The sequence below is a fragment of the Methanolobus sp. genome (assembly GCF_016278365.1).
Classification (GTDB): Archaea; Halobacteriota; Methanosarcinia; order Methanosarcinales; family Methanosarcinaceae; genus Methanolobus.
The window spans coordinates 113,576-138,286 of record NZ_JADQBZ010000007.1; the positions used below are offsets into that span (position 1 = coordinate 113,576).

At 45.2% G+C, this 24,711-nt stretch carries 16 protein-coding genes and 1 tRNA gene; 10 read left to right on the top strand and 7 right to left on the bottom strand.

Going from position 1 to position 24,711, the window contains the following annotated elements:
- Positions 1–55 precede the first annotated feature (55 nt).
- Positions 56–1,399, bottom strand: a complete 1,344-nt coding sequence (locus QZZ22_RS08030) for a tripartite tricarboxylate transporter permease (protein ID WP_292463923.1) — start codon at positions 1,397–1,399, stop codon at positions 56–58.
- Between the two features lie 142 nt (positions 1,400–1,541).
- Between QZZ22_RS08030 and QZZ22_RS08035 the strand changes: the two genes are divergently transcribed.
- The gene (locus QZZ22_RS08035; RefSeq protein WP_292463924.1) at positions 1,542–2,462 is read left to right on the top strand and encodes a TIGR00269 family protein; all 921 of its coding nucleotides are present in this window, start codon (positions 1,542–1,544) and stop codon (positions 2,460–2,462) included.
- On the opposite strand, the gene QZZ22_RS08040 is transcribed toward QZZ22_RS08035, so the two are convergent.
- Positions 2,456–3,364: a hypothetical protein gene (locus QZZ22_RS08040; RefSeq protein WP_292463925.1), complete on the bottom strand. Its 909-nt coding sequence runs from the start codon at positions 3,362–3,364 to the stop codon at positions 2,456–2,458. The genes QZZ22_RS08035 and QZZ22_RS08040 overlap by 7 nt on opposite strands.
- A 446-nt stretch (positions 3,365–3,810) precedes the next feature.
- On the opposite strand from QZZ22_RS08040, the gene QZZ22_RS08045 reads away from it, so the two are divergent.
- Positions 3,811–4,425: a hypothetical protein gene (locus tag QZZ22_RS08045; RefSeq protein ID WP_292463926.1), complete on the top strand. Its 615-nt coding sequence runs from the start codon at positions 3,811–3,813 to the stop codon at positions 4,423–4,425.
- Complete coding sequence (locus QZZ22_RS08050; protein WP_292464100.1) at positions 4,349–7,642, top strand: lectin like domain-containing protein; 3,294 nt, start codon at positions 4,349–4,351, stop codon at positions 7,640–7,642. The genes QZZ22_RS08045 and QZZ22_RS08050 overlap by 77 nt, the downstream gene beginning before the upstream one ends.
- Before the next feature lie 170 nt (positions 7,643–7,812).
- On the opposite strand, the gene QZZ22_RS08055 is transcribed toward QZZ22_RS08050, so the two are convergent.
- The 4 genes from QZZ22_RS08055 to ftsZ all read right to left on the bottom strand — a co-directional run bounded on the left by QZZ22_RS08055 (position 7,813) and on the right by ftsZ (position 13,256).
- Positions 7,813–9,834, bottom strand: a complete 2,022-nt coding sequence (locus QZZ22_RS08055) for a sodium-translocating pyrophosphatase (RefSeq protein WP_292463928.1) — start codon at positions 9,832–9,834, stop codon at positions 7,813–7,815.
- 208 nt (positions 9,835–10,042) lie between these two features.
- Entirely contained in the window at positions 10,043–10,498 is a 456-nt protein-coding gene (locus tag QZZ22_RS08060) for a hypothetical protein (RefSeq protein ID WP_292463929.1), read from the bottom strand.
- 8 nt (positions 10,499–10,506) lie between these two features.
- Positions 10,507–11,985: a dihydropteroate synthase-like protein gene (locus QZZ22_RS08065; protein ID WP_292463930.1), complete on the bottom strand. Its 1,479-nt coding sequence runs from the start codon at positions 11,983–11,985 to the stop codon at positions 10,507–10,509.
- A gap of 92 nt (positions 11,986–12,077) precedes the next feature.
- The gene (gene ftsZ / locus QZZ22_RS08070; protein ID WP_292463931.1) at positions 12,078–13,256 is read right to left on the bottom strand and encodes a cell division protein FtsZ; all 1,179 of its coding nucleotides are present in this window, start codon (positions 13,254–13,256) and stop codon (positions 12,078–12,080) included.
- Between the two features lie 502 nt (positions 13,257–13,758).
- Here ftsZ and QZZ22_RS08075 point away from each other — a divergent pair.
- From QZZ22_RS08075 to QZZ22_RS08095, 5 genes are all read left to right on the top strand, one after another.
- Complete coding sequence (locus QZZ22_RS08075; RefSeq protein WP_292463932.1) at positions 13,759–15,504, top strand: site-2 protease family protein; 1,746 nt, start codon at positions 13,759–13,761, stop codon at positions 15,502–15,504.
- A gap of 66 nt (positions 15,505–15,570) precedes the next feature.
- Entirely contained in the window at positions 15,571–16,581 is a 1,011-nt protein-coding gene (locus QZZ22_RS08080; protein WP_292463933.1) for a potassium channel protein, read from the top strand.
- A 4-nt stretch (positions 16,582–16,585) separates the two neighbouring features.
- On the top strand, positions 16,586–17,272 hold the full coding sequence (locus QZZ22_RS08085) for an NAD-binding protein (RefSeq protein WP_292463934.1): 687 nt from the start codon (positions 16,586–16,588) through the stop codon (positions 17,270–17,272).
- A 44-nt stretch (positions 17,273–17,316) separates the two neighbouring features.
- Positions 17,317–18,066, top strand: a complete 750-nt coding sequence (locus QZZ22_RS08090) for a sulfite exporter TauE/SafE family protein (protein ID WP_292463935.1) — start codon at positions 17,317–17,319, stop codon at positions 18,064–18,066.
- A 57-nt stretch (positions 18,067–18,123) separates the two neighbouring features.
- Positions 18,124–18,221, top strand: a tRNA-Arg gene (locus QZZ22_RS08095).
- A gap of 26 nt (positions 18,222–18,247) precedes the next feature.
- Here the strand turns inward: QZZ22_RS08095 and pheT are convergent.
- The gene (gene pheT / locus QZZ22_RS08100; protein WP_292463936.1) at positions 18,248–19,870 is read right to left on the bottom strand and encodes a phenylalanine--tRNA ligase subunit beta; all 1,623 of its coding nucleotides are present in this window, start codon (positions 19,868–19,870) and stop codon (positions 18,248–18,250) included.
- 437 nt (positions 19,871–20,307) lie between these two features.
- Here pheT and QZZ22_RS08105 point away from each other — a divergent pair, with 437 nt between their 5' ends.
- Both QZZ22_RS08105 and QZZ22_RS08110 read left to right on the top strand, forming a co-directional pair.
- Positions 20,308–22,485, top strand: a complete 2,178-nt coding sequence (locus QZZ22_RS08105; RefSeq protein ID WP_292463937.1) for a type II/IV secretion system ATPase subunit — start codon at positions 20,308–20,310, stop codon at positions 22,483–22,485.
- A gap of 16 nt (positions 22,486–22,501) precedes the next feature.
- Positions 22,502–24,679, top strand: a complete 2,178-nt coding sequence (locus QZZ22_RS08110) for a type II secretion system F family protein (RefSeq protein WP_292463938.1) — start codon at positions 22,502–22,504, stop codon at positions 24,677–24,679.
- The last annotated feature ends 32 nt before the right edge of the window (positions 24,680–24,711 follow it).

Consider the following 24,711-nt stretch of genomic DNA (forward strand, 5'->3'; position numbering starts at 1 on the left):
CACCATCTCACATCCTTATCCTCATGATGATACCGGACCCGTAAACTCCCGGCATTTAAAAAAAGTAAAGTATCACAGGTAGCAATATCACCCCCATGGCATGGCTCTTGCGAATTTTCAGGAAGGGGGAGAGCATACCGACAGATGTGGCGATGGCAAATACCACCAGGCCGAAGAGACCGGTGAAGAGCAGGACCAGCAGGGTTAGCACTGCGATCACGCAATAGCACAGGATGGGATAGTCTATGGACAAAAGCCACAGGTGGACCCGGTCTCCGAGGTAGATGGTGGAAAAGTAGGACAGTATCGCCTTCAGGGCGATGGCACACAGGAAAAGGATAATTGTGGATGCATCCAGGCTCACCCCTTCAAGTAGGCCGTTGATCACCACCATGGCTCCGTTCCTTGTCTTACCGATAACGGCAAGTGCTATCAAACCAAAGATGGCATTGCATGTGTTCACACCTGAAACGGAGACAATGAACTCTTTTGCAGAGCTGAGCATTTCCTCATCCGAGTATCGGGTATATTGGTTCTCCTCCTTTGAGAAATCCTGCTTGATGAACAAACGTGCAAAGACCGTGGCGATAGAAGAGGATATTCCTGGCAGCCATGCTACAAGCGAGCCTGAGACACCGCCAACGAAGATGCCCCTGAATATGCGTTTCCTGTCCAGCTCAAGCCGGGAACGCAACTGAGCAGGGATCACAGGAGCCGACATCAGGCTGATGATGAGCTGCGATGAACCGAAAAGGCCGCTGAGCAGGGGGAGCAGTATGGAAGGCTCCCCAAAGGATATGACCGGGTTCATCAGATACTCCATCCTGAAAGCGAAAACTCCGAGCATCCCGCTCATGAAGAATATCACCAGAGCGTAGAACCTGCTCTTCCAGTGGGAAAGCGAACCCTGTCCTTTGACAAACTCGCCCCTCTCGGTCATTATCATCAGGAATACCACAAAGATGAGTATCCACGCAAGATAAGCCTGTATGAGCGGGTATGCTGTCAGGATAATCATGGACAGCGGGAGAGCTATGAACAGCGCAAGAGCAACAGAACCTGCGCTGCCAAGTGCGGAAAGGCGGACAGCCTCTGCACCGCGGCCTTCCAGCAGGAGAGCATGCCCGGGGAGGACTGCCAGTGCAGTGTCATCGTTAGGTGCTCCAAGGAAAATTGCCGGGATTATGTCGTGGAAGGTATGTGACAGGGAGTTTGAGAGGATGATAACGGCCACATAGAACACCGGCACTCCGTTATCCGATAATAAGGGAGACATTGCAAGCAGTATCAGCGCGAAATTATTGGTATGTATCCCGGGAATCAGCCCTGATATCACTCCCAGGAGATATCCGGCAACAATGGAAAGTATGAACAGTACCAGAGATATATCAGCGAGCATGCTAACCTCTTAATGGCAGACCTACAGATCGTGCACTTAAATTTTTCATTGGGTAGCAGAATATTGAAGCCTTATTTAATTTTTTTGATTTTGTTCTGTGTACAAGACAGGTATTTATACTAGCGTTCCATTGCAAAAGCTGATGGAAACCACGACACTCAGATGCGATAAATGCAACAGGGATGCGATCATATTCCAGAAATATTCCGGCATGCACTTATGCAGGAAACATTTCATCGAGGATGTTGAACGCAAAATAAAGCTGACCATCAGGAAACATTACAGTATCAAGAGAAACGAGACCATTGCAGTGGGTCTGAGCGGTGGAAAGGACAGCAGTACAACGCTTTACATCCTGCACAAGATATTCGGAGGAAGGCCGGATATACATCTGGTTGGCATTTGCATTGATGAGGGAATAGAAGGTTACCGTCCCAATACCATCGAGTCTGCAAAAGAATTGACATCACAACTTGGAATTGAACTTATTGTACGCTCCTTTAAGGAAGAATATGGCACTACAATGGACCTGATAGCGCCTCAGAAAAGAGAAAAAGGAACATGCAGCTATTGTGGGGTCCTCCGCAAATCCCTGCTCAACAAGACCGCACTTGAGCTTGGTGCCACACGACTTGCAATAGGCCATAACCTTGACGATGAAGCGCAAACTATCCTTTTGAACCACATCAAAGGCGATGTTTCAAGAATGGTACGGCTGGCTCCGCCCAAGGAACTTGAAGGACTCGTACTGCGTATGAAACCTCTGCGGCAGATACCGGAAAAAGAAGTTGCCCTGTATGCTTACCTGCATGACCTGCCTCTTGGTTTTGGCGGGTGCCCGTATGCACATGAGGCTATGAGAGGAGAGATCAGGGTGCTGCTTAACGACCTTGAGGTAAACCATCCCGGAACAAAGTATGCACTTCTGAGTGGATTTGACAAGATGTCAGGTATTCTGGGAAGGGAGTTTCCCCAGGAAGGGCTCTCAAAATGCCGCATCTGCAGCCAGGCCTGCACCGAAGATGTATGTCAGGCCTGCAAGCTATTGGGCAGGAATCAGTGATCGAGGATATAATCATCCAGAGAATATAGTTTTTTACCGTTCCTGTTAAGGTACAGACGAGTCCACCAGATAGTCGTGAGCGGTTGTACCATTAGCAGGGTAAGCATAATATTAGTCAATGACCACACCTGTGCCACTACATCAATGTATCCTGCTATCTCACCGAAAAGCTGCATAACTACAGCAATAACCATCAAGAGCAGCCACAGTGATAATGCGCCGGACTTGTTGGACATAAAAACCGCCACTCCTTTTTCGATTGCACTTACCGGATCCAGGTTTTCAATCACCAGGGCATACTGGACAAATATCAGTACAATGCTTATCGCCAGAAGATAGAAACCCCATATCAGAAGCCCGAAAAGCAGCACGGAAGTACCTGCAATAGCCTGCTGCGGATCGTTGAGGAGAGTTCCAAGGTCCCCTATGGAAAGGATGCCAGGTATCGTAAAAACAATTCCTGCCAGGGAGAGCAGCAATATGAGAATCTTTGCAAGGAACAGGCTCACAACATTCCTCATTCCGTATGCTGACATATCCCTTAAACTAGTGTCACCCCTTTGTGAAGCTTCTTTTGACATGCCTATGGCGCCTGCCATAAAGAAAGACTGCAGGAACATATAGATAAGGATAAAAACAATCCCGAATGCCACAATGGACCAGACACTTCCGGAAAGCAGGGAGCTTGTTACAGCCAGAAACTCCTCGGGGCTTAGCTGCTCAAGGTCCAGATTGTTGGCCGAAACTCCCGGGAGTATGAACAACATCACAAAGACCACAGTAAATATAAAGAACAGAACAAAAGTCATCAGGACCTCCATGATAAAAGGTACGCAGATAGCAAGGTTTCGCTTCCATGTGCTAAAACCTTTGTGTACTATAGTGGTAATATCCTCGGTCATGGTTTTTCTCCTGAGTTACAGCCAATAGGAGATAGACATTTATATAGATATTTGATTTCATAGTAAATACCAAGTGATTAAGCCTTCCGAATATATTACTAACTATTTATATAATTAGCAAGCCATTGTATATTTATATTTACGGGGACAGTAAAGCCTAAATACAATGGTGCCATTATGGGGTTTGCGCGGGTGCTTTTTTCATACACTAAACCCCACTCCCCAAATACATTAAACCCCCACTCCCTAACCCGCGCAAATTCTTATTCCTACATAACTTACATCCCGAGTTAATCGAGTATAGTTCAACAGGAATTAATCTTGTATTTCTGATAGTTCTTATCCCTTAACAGCTTACTCATTTATGTGTCTATTATTTCCGGGACTTTTTTACAATTAATTATTATATAATTAGGCACAATCCTAGTACGTAGGATGGAATGAATGTGAAAACGATGCCGAAACTGGAGTCTCTTCTAATTGTATTGATATTTTTGTCTATTGTTGCAACAACTCCTTGTAATGCGATGGTTTCCCAGGAAGAAGTTGAAAGTGAAAATACCCCTATGTATAACAATTGCATTAATGCGTCTGCAGAACCTTGTTTCTTTACAGCACCTGTAAATCCTGCATTCATAAAATATCAGGAAGAGTTAAAACAGAACCAGGAGAAAACAGGCATCGATAATGAACAATTCAATGATGCTGCCTTGAATGTTTTTCTTCCGGTTTATAGTACTGAGAACTATTTCTACCCGGGTAGTGGATTGTTGTTTTCAGGAGATATGGAAACGCCCGAAAACCTATTGCATCCTCCCGGACTCCGGCCTTCGCCTGTAGTCCTTTCATACCTTTCCCCTGTTAATATGGAACAATTGCTGGCTGACGAGGCGTACAGCGACATGCCATCCGTAATGTCAAACACCATAACTTCCGGGGCCTATCCATCCCGCTACGACCTGAGAGGAGAGGGGTATTACAGGCATAAGAAACCAGGCATTTGCAGGCACGTGCTGGGCACATTCTTCATTAGCCTCTCTGGAATCTTACCTTATGCATAGCAGATCAGAGAACTGGGACTTTTCTGAGAATCATGTCAAAAATATGCTGGTCTCCTCCTACCAGAACGGTTTCGACCGTACTTTTCACTCTGATGGAGGATTGGATCTGATGACGGTTGCATATCTTACCAGATGGGATGGGCCTGTAACTGAGCCCGATGACCCCTATGATGACCTGTCACCGATCTCTTCTTTAGATGTTACCGTAGCAAAACACGTCCAGGAGGTTATGATGCTTCCGGGACTGAATCACTCGGACAATCTTTTCAAATGGGCGATAATGAACTATGGTGCTATAGACGTAGCCATTCATGATGATAATTCTCTTTACTTTAACAAAGAGAACAACAGTTATTATTGTTACAATGAAAATGCAGAATTAACACACGCTGTATCTATGGCAGGCTGGGACGATAATTTCGACAGGAACAAATTCACTCCCGCAGCTCCTGGAAACGGTGCTTACATTATCAAGAACTCCTGGGGTGACAACTGGGGAGATGACGGTTACTATTACATCTCTTACTATGATACCGTAATTGGAAAGGATGTGTATGCACATGATACGGGAAAGGCGTATACAACAAACTTCGTTATCATAGCAGACAATGTCAGCAACTATGACCGCATCTACCAATATGATCCTCTTGGATGGTGTGCAAGCATAGGCGATAATAACAATACAGCCATTGGAGCCAACATTTTCATGGCAGTGTCAAATGAAAGACTAGAAGCTGTGAGTTTCTACACGGTGGATTCTAACTCTTTATACAACATTTCCATCTATCTGGACCCTGAAGGCGGCCCGGTCAGCACTTCAGGTCCTGTGTCTGTAAAGAATGGAAGCATTCCCATAGCAGGATATCATACTATAGAACTTGATGACCATGTTTCACTTCTTCCGGGACAGAACTTCTCGGTTGTTATCACCTTTACAACACCTGCGTATACTTATCCTCTTGCAGTTGAGAAATCCGTGCATGATTATAGCAGCAACGCGCATGCAGAAGCAGGACAAAGCTACGCAAGTTCCAATGGGAACAGTTGGATAGATATTTCCGCACATGGAATGAATGTATGCATCAAAGCTTTCACATCAGAAGAGAAAGAACCGGAAGCAGGATTTGTGGCAAGTCGAAGATATGTCCATGTGAATGAAACTATTGATTACCACGATGCCAGTCTCTTTTCTCCGCAGTCATGGAACTGGGATTTCGGAGACGGTTCCACAGCAGAAGTGCAGAATCCTTCGCATTCCTATACAAATCCCGGAATTTATAATGTCACACTCACTACATCGAATGAATTTGGCAGTAATGTCACACAACGAACTTCCTTCATACGTGTGCTTAATTCCACTATCACTGTCAGCAACTGTGGAACTGCAGACTTCATGCATATACAGGATGCCATTTGGGCGGCATCAGAAGGCGATACTATAATTGTTGAGCCGGGAACATATACTGAGATGGTCAGACTCAGGAAAGACAATATAACTCTCAGGTCATCCACCGGCAATCCTGAGGATGTAAGGGTTACATCTTCACATCTCGATCTTACTAACCAGCTTAATATTGCAGTCTCTATGATGGCAGATAATATCACTCTCCAGGGTATCAGTTTTTCAGGCCGTTTCTATGGGATGCTCACAATGCTTTCAAATGATTGTAATGTAATTGACTGTTCTTTCTCCGGTAATGGATATGGCATAAAATTTTCAGAATCCGATAATAACCGGATGTACAATTCCACTATTAAAGACAATTTTATTGGATTGGATATATGGAATTCGGCTAGCAATTACCTGGTAAATAATTCGATCTCAGGTAATAGTCTCTATAGTTGTATCTTCGATTCACAACCAAATTTTATAGATACCAGCAATACCGTCTCCGGTAAACCAATTTATTATCTTGTGGGAATATCTGACCTGACGATTGATTCTGACTCGAATGCAGGCCTGGTTCATCTTATTGATTGTTCGAACATCACAATAAAGGATTTCGAGAGCACAAGCGAGAGATATGGTATCTACCTGTATAATACTACCAACAGCATGATAGAAAATTGCAGTTCCACTGGAGATTACTATGGAATATATCTAACCGATTCTGCAAACAACATAATAAAAAATTGCACTGTGAGTAACACTATATCGCATGGCATCTCACTTTCCGGATGCAGTGACAATCTGATATATAATAATTATTTCAACAACACTCATAATATCCAGATTTCAGGCGGGCTCTCCAATAAATGGAACATTACAATGACTCCCGGCACCAATATGATCAATGGAAGTTACCTCGGAGGTAATTTCTGGGCAAAACCGGGCGGAAACGGATGGAGTCAGGTAAACCCCTCTACAGGCAATGGTTTTTGCCAACAGTATACCGTAACCGATGATGGGAGCAATATCGATATTCTTCCGCTGACCATTAACGGAGAGCTTTCAACTGATGATGGGAATAGTGACCTGACTAACGGTAACGGACAAAATCAAGATAAGGGCATGATTATATACAGGACCAGTCGTGATGGGCTTCCCGGAAATGCCATTTCAACTGATTCGAACATGCAGTTTGTCAGCAGGGATGCAGAAATCCGGTATGTTTTCACAAAGGAAGGAAATCCCATCACCCATATCCGGTTTGAGGCACAGATAAACAAAGGATACGTTGTGGCAGATGTCAGCAGGCTGAAAGGAATACCGGAAGATGCTCATGGAGAACCTTCAGGCCTTATCTATGAGAATCTGGAGGTCACTCTGGGTGATGAGAGGCTTCCCCTCTCGAATTTCATAGCGGAGGCATTCATAGGATTCGAGGTTCCCAGGGAATGGATAGAGTCAAACAATATTGATGAGGATAGTATCCGCCTGGAGCATTACTCTAATGGAAAATGGAACAGGCTTCCAACTGTGAAAGTAAGCGAGGATAGTGAAAAGTTGTTCTTTGAAGCAAGAACCACAAGTTTCTCACCCTTTGCAATCAGCGGTGACAAGATCCAGGCACAGGATTACGAAGCACTTGGGAAAACTTCAGCATATGAAAGTGGTTACCAAATACAAAACGGAAACACAAAAGCAGATAGAAACGACGATTCCGGAAAGAGCATCAATATGATACTGTTATTGTTATCAACACCCATAGTGACTATTGCATCTATGATTGTTTACTATAGACACAAAAATTCTAAGATGAGGATGAGGAAATGACCTTATGATAAGTGTTCCCTGTGACTTATGGTCCCGATTGAGATAGACTTTTTTTGCTTTTTCTTTAAAGTCTATTTTGTTTATTTATAGAATCGATTTCTTTTAAATAAATTTAGATCAGAAACAAAAAAGAAAGGATCTCCGGCTTAATAGCCGGAAACATACCTGTTTTAGAAAATACCTGCTCCGATGAAAAGGGAGGAGAACAGGATTGCGACCATGTTCACTACCTTGATCAGGGCATTGAGCGCTGGTCCGGATGTATCCTTGAACGGGTCTCCTACTGTGTCACCAACGATAGCAGCTTTGTGAGCGTCAGAGCCCTTACCACCGTACAAGCCATCTTCAATGAGCTTCTTGGCGTTGTCCCATGCACCGCCTCCGTTGTCCATTGTAAGGGCAAGCATAAGGCCACATACGATGATACCGATAAGAAGGCCACCGAGTGCTGCAGGACCAAGCAGAAGTCCTACTGCCAATGGTACGAGTATCGCCAGCATGCCTGGAATTGCCATTTCACGAATAGCGGCTGCAGTGACAATATCAACACACTTGCCGTATTCCGGTTTTGCGGTCCCTTCCATAATACCGGGGATCTCCCTGAACTGGCGGCGCACTTCATTGACGATCTTGAAGGCCGCTTTGCCAACAGCCTGCATTGTGACAGCCGTGAATATGAACGGAAGCAATCCGCCTATGAACAGTCCTACGAGAACGACAGGCTGATCAAGGCTCAGGTTGACAGGATCCATTCCCTGATTCACCTTGTGTACGTAGTCTGCGAACAGTGCAAGCGCACCAAGTGCTGCAGAGCCTATGGCATATCCCTTTGTAACGGCCTTTGTGGTATTACCTACAGAGTCAAGGGAGTCCGTGACCTTGCGGACATTGGAAGGCAGGCCTGCCATCTCAGCAATACCGCCTGCATTGTCAGTAATAGGACCATATGAGTCAAGCGCTACGATCATACCTGTTGTGGAAAGCATCGCTGCTGCTGCTATTGCAACACCGTAGATACCAACCGCAGGATCTGTCGCTCCGCCTACGACGTAGAAAGAGGCGAGGATACCAATGACAATGGTAATTACGGGGAACACTGTGCTCTCAAATCCCATTGCAAGACCGGAAATGACGTTTGTACCGGCACCTGTTTCAGAAGCTTTTGCAATCGTCTTTACCGGACGGAAGGATTTAGATGTGTAGTATTCCGTGAATACCACCATGAGCACCATTATAGCGATACCTACAAGGGCTGCATAGTAGAATCTCATGTCGTCCATCAGGGATGTTGTAACAAAGTAGAATGCTATCAGGGACAGAATTGCTGAACCTGCAACACCTTTGTACAGTGCATTCATGATATTGCCACTGCTTCCTACTTTCACGAAGAATACGGATATGATGGAAGCAAAGATCGCAACTGCACCGAGTATAAGCGGATAGAGGATTGCGTTTGGATATGAGGAAATGATCAGTGAACCAAGAAGCATGGAAGCAAGCACAGTGACCACATATGTTTCAAAGAGGTCAGCACCCATGCCTGCGCAGTCACCGACGTTGTCACCGACGTTGTCAGCTATTACAGCTGCATTACGCGGGTCGTCCTCTGGGATACCGGCCTCGATCTTTCCTACAAGGTCTGCACCGACATCCGCAGCCTTTGTGAAGATACCTCCACCAACCCTTGCAAAGAGACTGATCAGACTTGCACCGAAACCGAAACCAATTACAAGATCAACATCGCCGTACAGAATGTAAAAGCTGCTGGTACCGAGCAATGCAAGGCCTACTACTGCAAGACCAGTGACCGCTCCACCGCGGAATGCAACAGACATTGCTTTCTGCAGGCCTTTTGATGCAGCGTGTGCTGTCCTGACATTAGCCCTGACAGAAACGTTCATTCCGATATATCCGGCTACTGCTGAACTTATTGCACCGACTAGGAAACCAATAGCTACTTTTGTCCCATCTGGAAGAAGGACAAAAATAAGTGCTGCAAGAATTACAGCCACTACTGCGATAGTCTTGTACTGGCGGTTCAGATATGCCCCCGCACCCTCCTGGATGGCGCTTGCTATTTCCTGCATCTTTTCTGAGCCAGGTTCTTCTTTAAGAACGCTGCGTGCAAAGATCCCAGCAAACAACAAACTAATAACACCAGCAAGAGGGGCAAGATAGATTATAGATTCCATTTTTAGAACTCCTCTCAATATACTTATATTATGTACTGTAAATTTATTTCTTCTTTATTTATAAGTGCTAACCGGAACAACAAACCACTGCTGGATGGCTTGTTATATAATTTTTTAATAATGCCGGTTATAATAGAGATATATAATATATAAAGTTAGACAGAATTATGACATCTCCAATATGAACTTATCGATTGGAAAGATCTAGTTATAACCCTCCGCCTATCTGCATAAGCTCAAACCCTATGCTCCCCGGAACTTCCACCCGGAACACAAAGACATTATATTTCAATTTCCGTGCAGCAGCCATTGCATTCTTCTCTTCCGGACCAAGGATGCCGTCAGCACTTGCAATGCAGAAAGATTTTCTTTCGTCCTTCACAAGGAAATCGAAGTATTGCCCATAATCACGCAGGAATCCCATCAACTCTTCCAGTTCATCCCATTTCTCACACATGTGTATGTGTTTATTAGCTGAATTGCTCACATACCAATCGCGACTCATGTAAGGATATTTATCATATTGCTCCTTGAGCTCATCGTAGGCTTTGGATATAGCTGATGCGTCGTTTTTGACATCCACCCATTTCCAGCCCTGCTGTGAGAAATACCGCGCAGCCACGATCACAACTATCTTATCCATATCCTGTTTTTCCAGTTTCATAGTAACACCTAAAACTCATCATCCTGTGAATAACTTCTATTAAATTTGAGGGCGATCTCCGCTTGTTTGAGCTCTCTTCCAAGATACCCCGCATGTTCAAGCCTTGATACAAGGCCCATGTCAATAAGTGTATCCATCACCTCACCGGCGCTCTTCCCGGCAACTGAGACCTTCTCATGCTCGGCAAGGATCAAACCACCCTTACAATCTTCATGAGGGATGATACCAATCCTGATACTGCCTGCAGGATCGAGCTTCCACATCCTGTGCGATTTGGCCCTGACGAAGACCTCAGGCAGAACGGCATCATTGCGCCTTCTTTTTTCCTTTATTTCCATCAGGTCGATACCAAGATCCTTGGGGGAACTGGCCCTCTCACGCGCCAGCAACATCATAAGAGAAGCCTTACTGAGCTCACTGACAGAACCCTGTGCCTTATTACTGAACTCAGGCGTGAAGAGTATGCTTGCACCCACGTCAGCCCCTATGCCGCAAAGTGTTGCATTGGAGCCTGCCGAGTCTGCATCAAGGAGTTCCGTCACGTTGCCAACCCCGAAAAAAACAGGGATATCAGGGAAACGCCTGTGGAATTCACTGTACCTGACAATAGAATCTGTGAAGCCGTGTCCTATTGGATCAAGCACGGGATCAGCTATTATTTCCTCAATGCCTTCTGAGCGTGCTGCATTGATATTCCTTAGAAGACTTTCCAGTCCCTCATCAGGATCCGGGATAACTACCGCTGGCACACCGGCTTTGGCAACAAGGGAACCAACAACTCCAATATTGCTGCTGTCCAGACTGAGTATCAGATCTATACCCATCCCAAGTGCCTGTGTGAAAAGATCAGGATCAAGCGTATCTATGCTGACAGGGACCTCTGTGACCGATCTGGCAACATTAATGGCGCGCTCAACATCACCGGGTGTCGCGTGGAGAGAGGCTCCAAGGTCAATGATATCAGCGCCTTTTGCGACAAATGACCTTATTCTTCTTGCAAGGGCGTTGCTCTCCATTCCGGTGGCATCGACCACCTCTGCCATGACCTTCATGCGACTGTTCCCGCCCAGCTTCAGGCTACCCAGCATTAGAGATGGTTCTGATCCGTCTTCAAGCTCCCGGGCTTTTTTCAGGGCCATTTCCCGCCTGACATCGATAAGCAACTCACATGCAGGAACCTTATCTGAGAACTCTATTTTGTCGGCAAAGGGAAGCACATAATTCAGGTCATAGGCATGTTTGGGACCAAGACGGATCCTGCACCCGAGCTGGGCTGCTGCCTTTGAGAAATCTCCTGAACAGAGGCCAGGTATAAATATAATATCGTAATCGAACCGGGAAATATCCTTTTGAATAGCAGCCAGCAGCTTACCCGGAGTAATAAAAGCCGCTATCTTTGTATCAGCAATAGTAATATCCGCATTGTTACCTACCGACTTCCTTACAGCCATCTCTGACAGATGACCAGTGGCAACCAGTATTTTCATGGCTCAAAATGGTAATGCTACCTGATAAGAATTTCTTTTCAAAAAAAGTTGCATGGCCGTACCGGTATGATACGGCTGCAAATACTCGATCATTAATGGATGATATCGATTATCGATCCACCGGCATTCCTGGAACTGACAGGCTCAATGACCGTACGTCTGGCCTTATTTATAGGAGTTGTTGCATGTCTGTAGGACCTGGGGGTTTCCGGAACCATGCTGGCTGCTCTTGATTCATACTGCGGACCAAGTACCTGTGCGGACTGGACACCTGTCATGATAGCCATCACACGCACCTTGCCTTCATACTCATTGCTGATACGTGCACCCCATATGACGTTTGCACTGGGTGACAGCTCATAGGTGAGTGAGGCAGCGATCTCTTCAGCTTCTTTGAGGCTGAGGTCAGGACCACCTGTTATATGCACAAGGCTTCCCGTTGCACCTCTGTAATCAACGTCTAGGAGCGGGTGATTCAGTGCAGCGCGTACGACATCGTCACTCTTGTCCTGATTCTTGCTCTCTCCGACGAGCATGACTGCAACTCCGCCACAGCTCATGATAGCCCTGATATCTGCATAGTCAAGGTTGATAAGTGATGGCTTGGTGATTGTTTCGGTTATGCCCTTCACGGTCTCAGAGATCAGCTGGTCCATTACAGAGAAAGCCTGTTCTATGGGCAGGTTTGGGACATACTCCAGAAGTCTGTTGTTGTCAAGTACAATGACCGTATCTGCTGCGCGGCGGAACTCCTCAAGGCCTTCTTCTGCTTTGACTGCCCTTGCTCTCTCAACCCTGAAAGGGCTGGAGACCATGCCTACGACAATAGCTCCCTGCTCTTTAGCGATCTCAGCCACGACAGGAGCAACACCTGTACCTGTTCCTCCTCCCATGCCGGCTGTTATGAAAACAAGATCCGCGTTCTTGAAGACCTCTTCAAGGGTGCCGCGCGCAAGCTCTGCTGCCTTGGCACCAACTTCAGGGTAGCCTCCGGCACCAAGCCCGCGGGTCAGTGTCTTTCCCACGAGAATCTTCTTGTCGGCCCGGATAATATCAAGGTGCTGCTTATCAGTATTGATAGCAATTGTCTCGGCACCTTCGATACCGATATTATAGAGCCTGTTGATCGTATTGTTACCTGCACCACCGCAACCTACAATAAGGATTCTCGGCTGTCCGAACATGTCGAACTGATCATCCACTGCGATCGTCTGGCGGTACTCTTTTTCCTTTTCAGTGTGTTTTAATGCTTCCTGGACTATCGACTGCACATTCATCCCCTCACGGATATGTTACATCTCGGTATAGTATGCGATTTCTAATATTGCTCGTTAATGCTCAAACAATTCATCAACGTTTATCAACGTTTCATAGTTCTGTGATTGCTATATTTCGTTCCTTGTTTTTATACTTATGCTTTTATGCAATAAAAATAAGTATACAAGTGAAGGTAAGCCCGAAGTATCCTGGATTTGAGAACACAAACTGCTCAGTATCTGTGACCACAGAACCACGATGCGAGATAACCATGAATCATTTGATATTTAAAAATAGTTATATATAAGAGTATCTAAGCGTTCTGTTCACAGACATTCCTATACAAAAGCATGGATTTTCGCAGGTACATCTATATATACAGATGCTACTATGTTATCTCACCTTTAGAAAAGGACCAACCGGAAGAAATTCCCTTATGTAGTAAACGCCTTACGATTAAGAATCCACAGACATTCCACAAATGATCCATAATTCAAGTCTCAACGGAGAGTTTTTTTGAACACTACCATCGCATTTACAGTTTTTTTGCTGTACTGGTTATTAGTTATAGCCCTTAAAAAGAAAGGAATACTGGAGAAGTATAATATCAGCACATACGGGCCAGTCCTCATGATAAGGACTACCCGCGGACTAAGTCTTCTTGACAAACTTGCCAAACCCAAAAAAGCCTGGAGGCTCTTTGCTGATATTGGCATCAGGCTGATGTTCATCGGTATGATAGCAATGTTCCTTATTGTCATACTATCCGATATTGCCCTTTTGAGCTCGATCGGGACCAATAGCGTCCCGGAGCCTGGTAAGTTCAATGAGGCAAGGAATATATTCCTGATACCCGGTGTCAATGAGTTCATACCGCTCACATGGGGAATAATTGCACTCATAGTCACTCTGGTAGTCCATGAATTCTCACATGCCATATTATGCAGAGTGGAGAATATCCGTGTCAAATCCATGGGTATCCTGCTTGCACTCGTGCCTATCGGAGGATTTGCCGAACCTGACGAAAAGGAACTTTTCGGTAAGGAAGAAGAGGAAGAGGATAACAGGCCAGACCCCTACGGAGACCGCAGGCTTGGAATCAGGATCCATGATGATGAGCCGGTGAAAAAGAAGGTTGCATCCGAAAAAATGGCTACACGCACCCAGAGAAGCCGGATCCTGGCAGCCGGCGTGATGGCGAACTTTGTAGTAGCACTGATAGCATTTTCCCTGCTGTTTGGACCCGTGCTTGGCGCCATCTCACCTATTGGCAATACCATGATAGTTGACGTGGAAGAGGACTCAGCTGCTTATACTGCCGGCCTGAGGCAAGGGATGGTCATTACACAACTTGATGAGACCAGCATAAGTGATGTAAATGAGATGTTGCTTTATCTGGACTCAGCACAAGCCGGGTCCACTGTAATGGTCCATGCCGCAACCGACAGGGTTGTTTCTGTGTATGAGGCGCAGATTATAGACATCGAACCTGACAACAGGGGTGTCCAGGTCCAGGGTGTCGTTGAAGGTTCACCTGCACAGGCTGCAGGATTTGAAGAAGGCATGTACATAAGGAGTATGGATGGCCAGCCAATACTGACTGCCACAGATTTCATGTCCTTTATGGACACAACGACTTCCGGCCAGACCGTAGTGGTAGAGATCGTCAGCGTTGAGGACAACATGCAGGAAACTACCAGAGAATTTACAGTACAACTGGAATCTCATCCTGATGAGAATGTTGAGAAAGGATTCCTGGGAGTATACACCGGAGGGGCCGGACATGTAGAAACATCTCTTGGGTTCTCAGTAGGAGAGTTCCCGGCACGTGAATACCTGGGCCTCCTCAAGGACATACCAGGTATGCTGACAGGTCCCGTTGGGTGGATCATCCTTCTGGGGCTTCCGATAATAGGATTTGCAGGTGAAGGTTTCCCGGGATTTAGCGGCACACTGGCACAGTTCTATGAGCCTGTAGGATGGGCCGAACCTCTTGGTATCGGCCTGTTCTGGATAGCCAACGCCCTGCTATGGATAGGATGGCTCAATTTCTATGTCGGCCTGTTCAACTGCCTGCCGGCAGTTCCCCTTGATGGAGGACATGTTTTCAGGGACTACCTGCATGCAGCCCTCTATCGCATCACTAACAACGAACTTAAAGCTGAGCGCCTGTCAACAGCCATCACAGCAACGTTTGCACTGCTAATACTCATGTCCTTCTTGCTCATGATATTCGGACCATACATGATACATGGGTTCTGACAAGAGAGAACAAGTCTGGCAGTAACAAGAGCACAGTAATATAATTTAGTTTAAAGGATCGATATTATGCAACGGAAACTCTGGCACAGGACAATCCTGAGGTCCTTTTTACTTACATTTGCTGTGGTCCTTGTCTATCTTTTAATTTTTATATATATAATGCAGTACGAGCAACAGTACGTTCATGCAAATCTCGTTGATGGCACTTACTGGGTAATGACAACTATCACCACCGTAGGATACGGAGACATAGTGTTTACATCGTCTGCAGGAAAGTTCTTTTCTATAGTAGTGCAACTTTCAGGCATTCCTGTTGTTTTCGGACTGCTTTTCAACCTTCTGATATCGCCATTGCTCGAAAAGAACATACGTCCAAGTATGCCGGTAAAGATCTCAGGAAATCCCTCCGACCATATCATTATTTGTGGCTATAACAGTCTTATAGAGACTCTTGTTGAAGAACTCAAGGAGAACAAGGTTTCCTATGTGCTCATTGAAGAGGAAGAGAACGTTGTGAAAGATCTCCTGAAAAAAGATATCGAGGCTGTACAGGGAAATCTCTCCGATGAAGAAACCTTCAGGAACGTATATGTTGAAAAAGCGAGTTTTGTCATTGTAAATCGTTCCGATGAAGTAAACGCAAATATCATCCTGACAGTACGGACCATCAGTGACGTTAACATTATTGTCATTGTCGAAGACAGAGCCAATAAGAAATATATGAAATATGCCGGTGCGACGAGTGTAATCTCGCCAAAGGAACTCTTTGGAAGGTTCATTGCCAGGAAAGCTGCAGACCCCTTCCTGAGAAGACTTACGGGTACCACCGAGTTTTTTAATGGGGTCAGTATTGTGGAGCTTCCAATATACCCTAAAAGCCCGCTTCTGAACAAGACTATAAAAGAAGCAGCGATACGTAACAGGACAGGAGCCAGTTTAGTGGGAATGTGGAAACGTGGTGTTCTCTCTTTTGACGTGAATCCTGATGATGTCATAAAAGACAACTCCGTACTCCTGGCTGTAGGCACCACCAGCCAGCTGTCTGAACTTAGAAATCTCACCCAACAGAGCCGGTGATATCATGATAGCAAAAGAAGACGGACACCTGATAATATTAGGATGCGGAGATGTTGGAAAATATGTAGTTCAGACCCTTCAACAATCCGGCCTGAAGTTCATTGCTGTTGATTCAAATCCTAAGGCCTTTGATAATGCCAACTATGAATATCTGGTTGGCAATGCCACCGATGAAGATGTGCTTAAGCAGGCTGGCATTGAGACAGCTTCAACGATTATTGTTGCCTTGAATGCCGATACAGAAGTAATATTTGCAACCCTTATGGCAAGAGGCCTGAACCCGAAGTCAACTATCCTTGCACGTGCGAATTCATATAGATCTATCGACAAAATATATAAAGCAGGAGCTGATTATGTCGCTGCCCTTTCTATTGTTGCAGGACAGATGCTTGCGAAAATGACTTCCCGCTGCCTTACAATGTCCTGTAAGAAAATGGACGAAGATATTGCACTTTATGAAGGCATTGACATAGAAAAGCACACTGTCACCCATGAGTCCGATCTTATCGAGAGGACAGTAGCGGAAATCGGGTTAAGGGAAAGGTTTGGGTGCACACTTATAGGGATAGAAAGGGAAGGAAAAATAATAACGGAGATACTTCCTTCATCTCTTATATTAAAGAACGATGTCATTGCAGTAATTGGTACAAAACAGGAGATCGGCCTGTTCAAAGAGAAATATGTGAAGTGAACGTAACCAGGGACACTGGCATATCTGCGATTAGAGGAAAACAGATGGAAAATATACTATTAGTGATCATAGTGTTCATCACTTCCATCCTATTCTCTATGCTCGGGATTGGAGGAGCTGTTTTTTATGTCCCCTTCCTTTACGGAACAGGTATGGAGCTCCTTAGCGCTATCACAACTGCCCTTTTACTCAATATTGTAACCTCCGGCTCCGCAGCCATGCTGTACCTGCGGAAAAAGATGGTGGACCTGCAAGTGGCAGTACCCTTGATACTGTTTGCTGCCATCGGGACACAAATAGGAGGATACATTGCAAGACTTACTCCTGTTAATGTACTGCTTCTCATTTTCAGTATCCAGATGCTGTTCATTGGGACAGAGATGCTCTTTGCAAGATTTGAGAAGTTCTATCGTGGAAAAGAGATTTCCGGGAAAAAGAAAAAGATCCTGATAGTTATCGGAGGATTTGTAATAGGCATCCTTTCCGGTTTATTAGGCGTGGGTGGTGGGTCTTTTGTAGTCCCTATGCTCATAGTCCTGGGGTACGGTGTTAAATTCGCTGCTGCAACCTCCGGGTTCGTGGTTGTCTTTGCGTCGCTCGCCGCGTTCCTTGCACATGTATGGACCTGGGAACCAGATGTCACACTGGTAATATACATAATTGTAGCCTCTTTCCTTGGTGCACAGATAGGTTCAAGACTGATGTACAGCAGAATAAAAGCGGAGACACTTAGGAAAATATTAGGAGTCATGCTGCTGGTCATGGCAGCGAGAATACTGTCAGGGCTCTTTTAATAGGAACCTATTGATAGAAACCTTTAATACCGTCTGTATCAATCAATACATCCCTGTGGGCTCGTAGGGTAGCCAGGATATCCTAATGGGCTTCGAAGAGGCTTTATTTGCCCCGAAGATACCCATTGACTCGCGTTCGAATCGCGGCGGGCCCGCTTTCTTTTTCTTTTAGGAGTTCTACTCACTCTTTCATCAAATCAATCTCGAAACCCACCACAGGCTGACCCAGACCGAAGTTCACGATGACCTGCGGGTAAAGCTCTCCCATGACGCCTACTTTCCTGCCATTTACAAGTATATCCGCTCTTCGGCCTTCCATGAAAGCCGGGTCTTCTGACTCTGAAACCTCGTAGGAGGTAACTCTCTCCCTCATGAACGCATCCACAAGCTCCCTCACTTCTGTGAAATTAGCCTGGGCATGAATAGATACTGCAGCAAGGTGCAGACCGTTCTTGTTATTTATAACAACATCTCCTGCTTCAAATACCCGTTGTGGAAGCTCTCTGTGCTGGTTCATGGAAAGTATCTCAAGGAGGTTGGGCAGGATAGTGGTCCTTACCATTGTCTGTTCTTCACTTATGGGATGCAGCACACAGGTGACGTCACTTGTTCGTTCCCTGCACATCCAGTCGAAATTGATCTTCTCACTGGTTAGAGTGAAGGGCATCACCTGCGAATAACCTAGGCCTGTCATAATCTCTCGTACTGAAGAGCTGATATCTGATAGGGGGTGAGACTTGCCCACTGTGGCATTCATCGGGAATATAGCAGGAATGTTATTGAAACCGTAGCCAACTGCAATATCCTCTATGAGATCAGAATTATCAAGGATATCCGCACGGTAGCCAGGTATCATTACTTCGATAATGTCCTTATGAAGCTCCTGAGCACCAAATCCCATCCTGTTCAACTGCCTGATAATCTCCTTCACAGGAAGGTCAAGCCCTACGAGAGCATCGACTTCAGACTTTCGGAGTATCTTGACTCGGGGTGAGAGATCAAGGGGTATATGCTCAGTGCCGTCCGCCTTGATGACCTTCACATATTCAACCTGCCCGCCACGCTCTGCAAGTGCTGTTGTCACTATATTCAGTGCAGTATAGACCTCAGAGCCCAGGCCTGTGACATCTACAAGCAGATCAGTGGTGTTCTCATTTACCATGGTAAGTGTGCCATTGATAATCGGAGGGAATGAAAGGACGTTGTCATTAGCGTCCAGTATTAGCGGATATTTATCCAGGCCGTCCAGTATACCTGCGAACTTCATACCCTTAGGATGCTTTTCAAGTATCTCTTTCATGGACATGGGTTCTGTGAAATCCAGCGGAACAAAGCTGAAGCCAGGATCTGCGGCGATATACCGGAAAGGAGCCTGCACTTTAGATAGGTCATGCACACCTATGGACACTTTTTTCCTGTCACGTCCAAGACCCCAGTGCAGGGATTCCTGCAGGTCCATCAGGGATTTGATGGAAGTGGATGTGAACCTGAGACCCCTTACTACAGCACATCCGAATACCGGCCGGATGTTCTCAATCTGGGCGTCCATGCTTATCTCTATCTGATAAGGTCTGACCTCGTAGTCACAAAAGCCGGTTCCAATATCAAGAAAACCACGCATCGCACGTGCCACACCCTCCACGCTATAGAGGTCCGGGCGATCAGGGAAGAATTCAATGTCGATGGACTCCTCTTCAATACGCTCTATATCGGCACCGATCATAGGCACACGCTTAATGATCGTGTCCTTATCGGTTCCTGTCAACTCTTCAAGATCGTTGTATGGTAGGGTTATTATTGGCATGCAGGATATCCTCTCTGTCCCTTATCACTATTCTACCTGAACATATCAACCTTTAGATTTAATGTTTTTGATTTAAGGAGCGATAATGAGTGATAATGAGTGATAACTATAGTTAGATCAGTAGAAGAACACGAAAATAGTTATGATATCACCATGTGCATAAAATCCGTGGAAAAATGTTCTTTTGTACATAGATGTATCAAAAAAGAATGCTCATTCGATGTTATTATAGTTTTCATGTACATCTTGGATTTAAAGTTGTTCATCATTATTAAAGGATAGTCAAAGGAAGGTCTTCAAAGCGTAGCTTTAAGTTTATGACCAGGTCTGCTTTGAGAGTTCTCCCAGACACAATACCTTTAATAACCATAGTAATTATATTAAAAATATAATATAACTCTGTATTTGTACAATTTAACTATTATTAGGTGACATTCATGGCTGATGCTCAAACTGGAAACATGAAAAACAAAGAGCTTGAAAAAGCCAAATCAGAAGATGAAGCATTAAGTGTTCTACCAATAAACAAAGCGTCATTAGATGACGGAAACTTATTTGACACTGTTATTGATACAGACGAAGAAAATCAGGAAGATGGAGAAAGTGAAGACATCTTAGAAGCGTCAAACCTTCTTGATAAATTAGCACAAATGAAAATATCCGAACAGAAACTCGAGGAAGGATTCAACTCCCTCATTATGAAAGGTTCGGTTGCCTCAGAAGCTGGAAAAACCTTGGATGAAGCCGGAATTCTTGTTCCCAGGCCAGAGAACACGCCTATTGAAGAAAAAGCGGATATATCATCCAAAGATGATGACTTTAATATCCTTCTCCCGAGATCACCTGGTTTCGGACCGGCTAAACGAAGTTTTCCCGATATAAAAGTAAAAGAAGAGATTGCTGCTGAAAAGGATGAAGAGGCAAAATTAAAAGTAAGAAGTATTCTTGAAGAAAAATCAAGGGAAGAGAAAATAGTAACAGTTGAGGGAAACAGAGCAGAAATCGAGATAGAAGCAGTAGAAGAAACTATCAAAGAAGAAAGAGTGGGATTCATTGATAAAGTAAAGAGTCTCTTTAAAAAGATAGAAGTAGAGATAGAACCTTATGACCCGCAACTTCATGGCTTTATTTCCGAATTCAGAGGTGTCGAGGGGTATGAGGAAATAGAACGTTATTGGGTTAACGAACCCTATACTTTTATTGTCATCCTCTACAACGAAGAAACAAACCATCATCTGTATTATGTAGTAGAGCCCGAGCTTACAGATTTTGAGGAAGTATTCCTGAAAGAGATAAGGGACAGACTGCGTGATGTACTCCTGGTCGAGGAAATAGATGAAGATACATGCGACAAGGAAGCTGTTCTCGACTCCAAGATCTGGTCTATTATTCAGGACTATACCCTTGAGATAACTTCTCCGATGCTTGCCAAGATCTCCTATTACATCAAAAGGGACTTCATCCGTTTTGGAAAGATCGACGCACTTATGTGCGACAATTCCATAGAAGATGTATCAGGCAACGGCCATGACATACCGATTTTCCTTTACCATCGGACTTATCAGAACATTCCGACCAACATAGTATATCCTGAGGACGAGCTCAATTCTTTTATCATCCAGATGGCTCAGAGAAGCGGCAAGCATATCTCAGTGGCTGAACCAATAGTAGACGCCACCATGCCTGACGGGTCAAGGATCCAGATGACATTGGGAACCTGTGTCACAGCTCATGGAAGTACTTTCACCATACGTAAATTCAGTGAAACACCAATCACACCTGTAGATCTCATTAAGTGGGGGACCTTTTCTGCAGAAGCTATGGCCTACCTGTGGCTATGTATTGAAAATAACAAGAGCCTGATATATGCCGGAGGCACCGCTTCAGGTAAGACCTCTTCACTTAACGCAGTATCACTCTTCATTCCAGAGAAGGCAAAAGTCATTACACTTGAGGATACGAGAGAACTCAAACTACCTCATCCCAACTGGATACCCAGCATGACAAGAGACTCGTTCACTGCTGATGAAAGGGGAGCTGTGGACATGTATGATCTCCTCAAAGCTGCACTGCGTCAGCGTCCGGAATACCTGCTTGTAGGCGAGGTAAGGGGAAAGGAAGCATTGACGCTTTTCCAGGCAATGTCCACAGGGCACACGACATTCTCCACAATGCATGCAGATTCGGTAGCATCTGCCATTCACAGGCTTGAGAATCCGCCGATCAGCGTACCGCGTTCCATGATCCAGGCACTGGATATCATGAGCATCCAGTCCCAGACATACACCAAAGGAAAACGTGTGAGGAGAAACATCAAACTTGTTGAGATAATAGACATCGACCCTAACACAAGGAACATCAGGACCAACGACATCTTTGTATGGGATTCCGAAACAGATGTCTTTGTCAGGACCGGCGAATCAAAGGCGCTCTTTGACATCAAAATGCGCCGTGGCTGGGGACAGGGCAGGATAGAAGAAGAGCTGTACTACCGCCAGAAGGTACTGGAATACATGGTCAATAACACTATCACTGACTTTAACGAGATATCAGGGATCATCAATGCTTACCAGTCAAGACCCGAAAGGGTCCTGAAAAAATTACAGATAGTGTAGATACGGAGGTGAAAAATTGACTGAAAAGGAGAAACCTTCTGAAACTACCATGCTGCAGCCGGAAGAAACTGAGCCGGAAATTGTCGAGAGTGCCCTGGAGCTCCCGGAGGATAAAGATGGACCATCCAGGACCTCAAAAGACAAGAAAAGAAAGATAAAATTAGATATTACTCCGTACATCACAAAAGCTGGTGTTTACTACAAAGTTCTTAAGAAGGTACCATTTGTCCTGCTTGGCACAAAGATCAAAGCCCGAAAGCAAAATTACGTGAATCTGCAAAAGCAGCTCAATCAAGCCCGTATACCCGTATCTCATGAGATGTATATCTCAAATGCCATATTCTATTCCATACTGGCAGGCATATTCGGAGCTTTTTTGGGACTTTCCCTTACATATATAATAATAGAGCTTGTAGGGCTTCCCGATAAACTGACAAAGCTTACTTTCAGTCCAGGCATGGCTTTCCTTCTGTCATATAAAGAGATATTCGTCGCTTTCTTCATTACTATTGTTTTTATTGTGGGTCTCGGGGGACTGGTGTATAACATATTCATGCTATACCCGGGATTCCAGGCAGGCGAACGCAAATCCAAGATCGATATGCAGCTGCCCTATGCTGTGACATTCATGTATGCACTCAGTAAAGGAGGCATGAATATCCTGGATGTTTTCCGGGCTCTTGCAAAGTCAGAGGACACATATGGAGAGGCCTCAAAGGAAATAGATGCCATTGTAAGAGATATGGATTACTTCGGGCATGACCTCAGGACCGCGCTTACAAATGCTTCAGAAACAACACCTTCGGATAGGTTCCAGGACCTGATATACAATCTTCTTACTGTAATAGACAGTGGGGGTAACATACCCAACTATTTCCGCGACAAGTCAGAGCAGTACCTGATAAGATCAGAAGTTGACCAGAAGGGTTTCCTTGATACGCTTGCACTACTTGCAGAGTCATACGTGACAGCTTTTGTGGCAGGCCCCCTTTTTATAATAATTATGGGAGTTATGATGGCGGTCATGGGTTCCGGGACAAGCACTATGGTATATGCGATCATCTATGCCGTATTGCCTGTAGGCTCCCTGATGTTTGTTGTCATGATAAGCATCATCACCCCTACTGAAATGGGGGAGCCGAAGCTTCTTAACACACGCATGATACTTGATCATGGAATACCAGAAGTACCAGGATATCTGCTGCCTGAATACGATGAGAACGGGGAACCGATGGGAGAGACACTGGAGAAAATCCGGGAAAGAGGCTATTTCGAATCATTCATTAAATCGAAGAAATCACTTGCTATAAAGAATATTATAAAGAATCCGCTTGCATCGATGTTCCGTAATCCGCTTGCAACAATGGCGGTCACAGTCCCGCTGGCACTTCTTTTGGTAGGCGTGCCTCTGATGATGAATATTCACAGACTGACGACGCCTGCGCTTCTGGTGGATTTCATCGACGATAAGCTCGTGTTCGCAATACTGCTGGTAATAATACCACTGTCCATCTTCTTTGAGATCAAGAGCATGAAGAAAAAGAAGCTGGAAAGCAATTTCCCGGATTTCCTGAAGAAACTGGCAAGTACTAACGAAACAGGCATGACGCTGAGGGATTCTATCAAGCTCATGGCTAAATCAGAAACTGATGCTCTCAGCCGTGAAGTGAAGAAGATATGGCATGATATGCTATGGGGGATCGAGATCAACGATTCGCTCGTAAGATTTGCCAACAGGCTCAGGACGCAGGTTATCACACGTTCACTATCCCTCATAACAAAAGCAAATGAATCCAGCGGTGATGTGGGAGAGGTACTGATCGTAGCAGCAAGGGATGCTGCTTCCGAGCAGGGGATGAGAAGAGAGCGTACTATGAGCATGATGATATACATAGTTATCATCTACATTTCCTTCCTTGTGTTCGTGGGTGTCATCTATGTAATTTCAACAACGTTCCTCACGGAGATGGCGTCAGCCGGGGAACAGATGGCCGCATCCGGGGGCCAGGGAGGCTTTCTCGGTAATTTCGACCTGAACGCATACACACAGCTTTTCAAACATGCGGCTATCATTCAAGGACTGAGTTCTGGCCTTATGGCAGGGGCCATGGGTGAAGGTAGTGTCATGGCAGGCCTGAAGCACTCCACGATCATGATCATAATCGGTTACGTTATATTCACTCTGTTCATCTGACAGACATATTAATGTAGACAGATAGACGGATA

What these genes read in the sequence shown, in the direction of transcription:
- QZZ22_RS08030 (WP_292463923.1), bottom strand. Translation starts at nt 1,399, where the DNA reads ATGCTCGCTGATATATCTCTGGTACTGTTCATACTTTCCATTGTTGCC.
- QZZ22_RS08035 (WP_292463924.1), top strand. Translation starts at nt 1,542, where the DNA reads ATGGAAACCACGACACTCAGATGCGATAAATGCAACAGGGATGCGATC.
- QZZ22_RS08040 (WP_292463925.1), bottom strand. Translation starts at nt 3,364, where the DNA reads ATGACCGAGGATATTACCACTATAGTACACAAAGGTTTTAGCACATGG.
- QZZ22_RS08055 (WP_292463928.1), bottom strand. Translation starts at nt 9,834, where the DNA reads ATGGAATCTATAATCTATCTTGCCCCTCTTGCTGGTGTTATTAGTTTG.
- QZZ22_RS08060 (WP_292463929.1), bottom strand. Translation starts at nt 10,498, where the DNA reads ATGAAACTGGAAAAACAGGATATGGATAAGATAGTTGTGATCGTGGCT.
- QZZ22_RS08065 (WP_292463930.1), bottom strand. Translation starts at nt 11,985, where the DNA reads ATGAAAATACTGGTTGCCACTGGTCATCTGTCAGAGATGGCTGTAAGG.
- QZZ22_RS08080 (WP_292463933.1), top strand. Translation starts at nt 15,571, where the DNA reads ATGCAACGGAAACTCTGGCACAGGACAATCCTGAGGTCCTTTTTACTT.
- QZZ22_RS08085 (WP_292463934.1), top strand. Translation starts at nt 16,586, where the DNA reads ATGATAGCAAAAGAAGACGGACACCTGATAATATTAGGATGCGGAGAT.
- QZZ22_RS08090 (WP_292463935.1), top strand. Translation starts at nt 17,317, where the DNA reads ATGGAAAATATACTATTAGTGATCATAGTGTTCATCACTTCCATCCTA.
- pheT (WP_292463936.1), bottom strand. Translation starts at nt 19,870, where the DNA reads ATGCCAATAATAACCCTACCATACAACGATCTTGAAGAGTTGACAGGA.
- QZZ22_RS08105 (WP_292463937.1), top strand. Translation starts at nt 20,308, where the DNA reads ATGGCTGATGCTCAAACTGGAAACATGAAAAACAAAGAGCTTGAAAAA.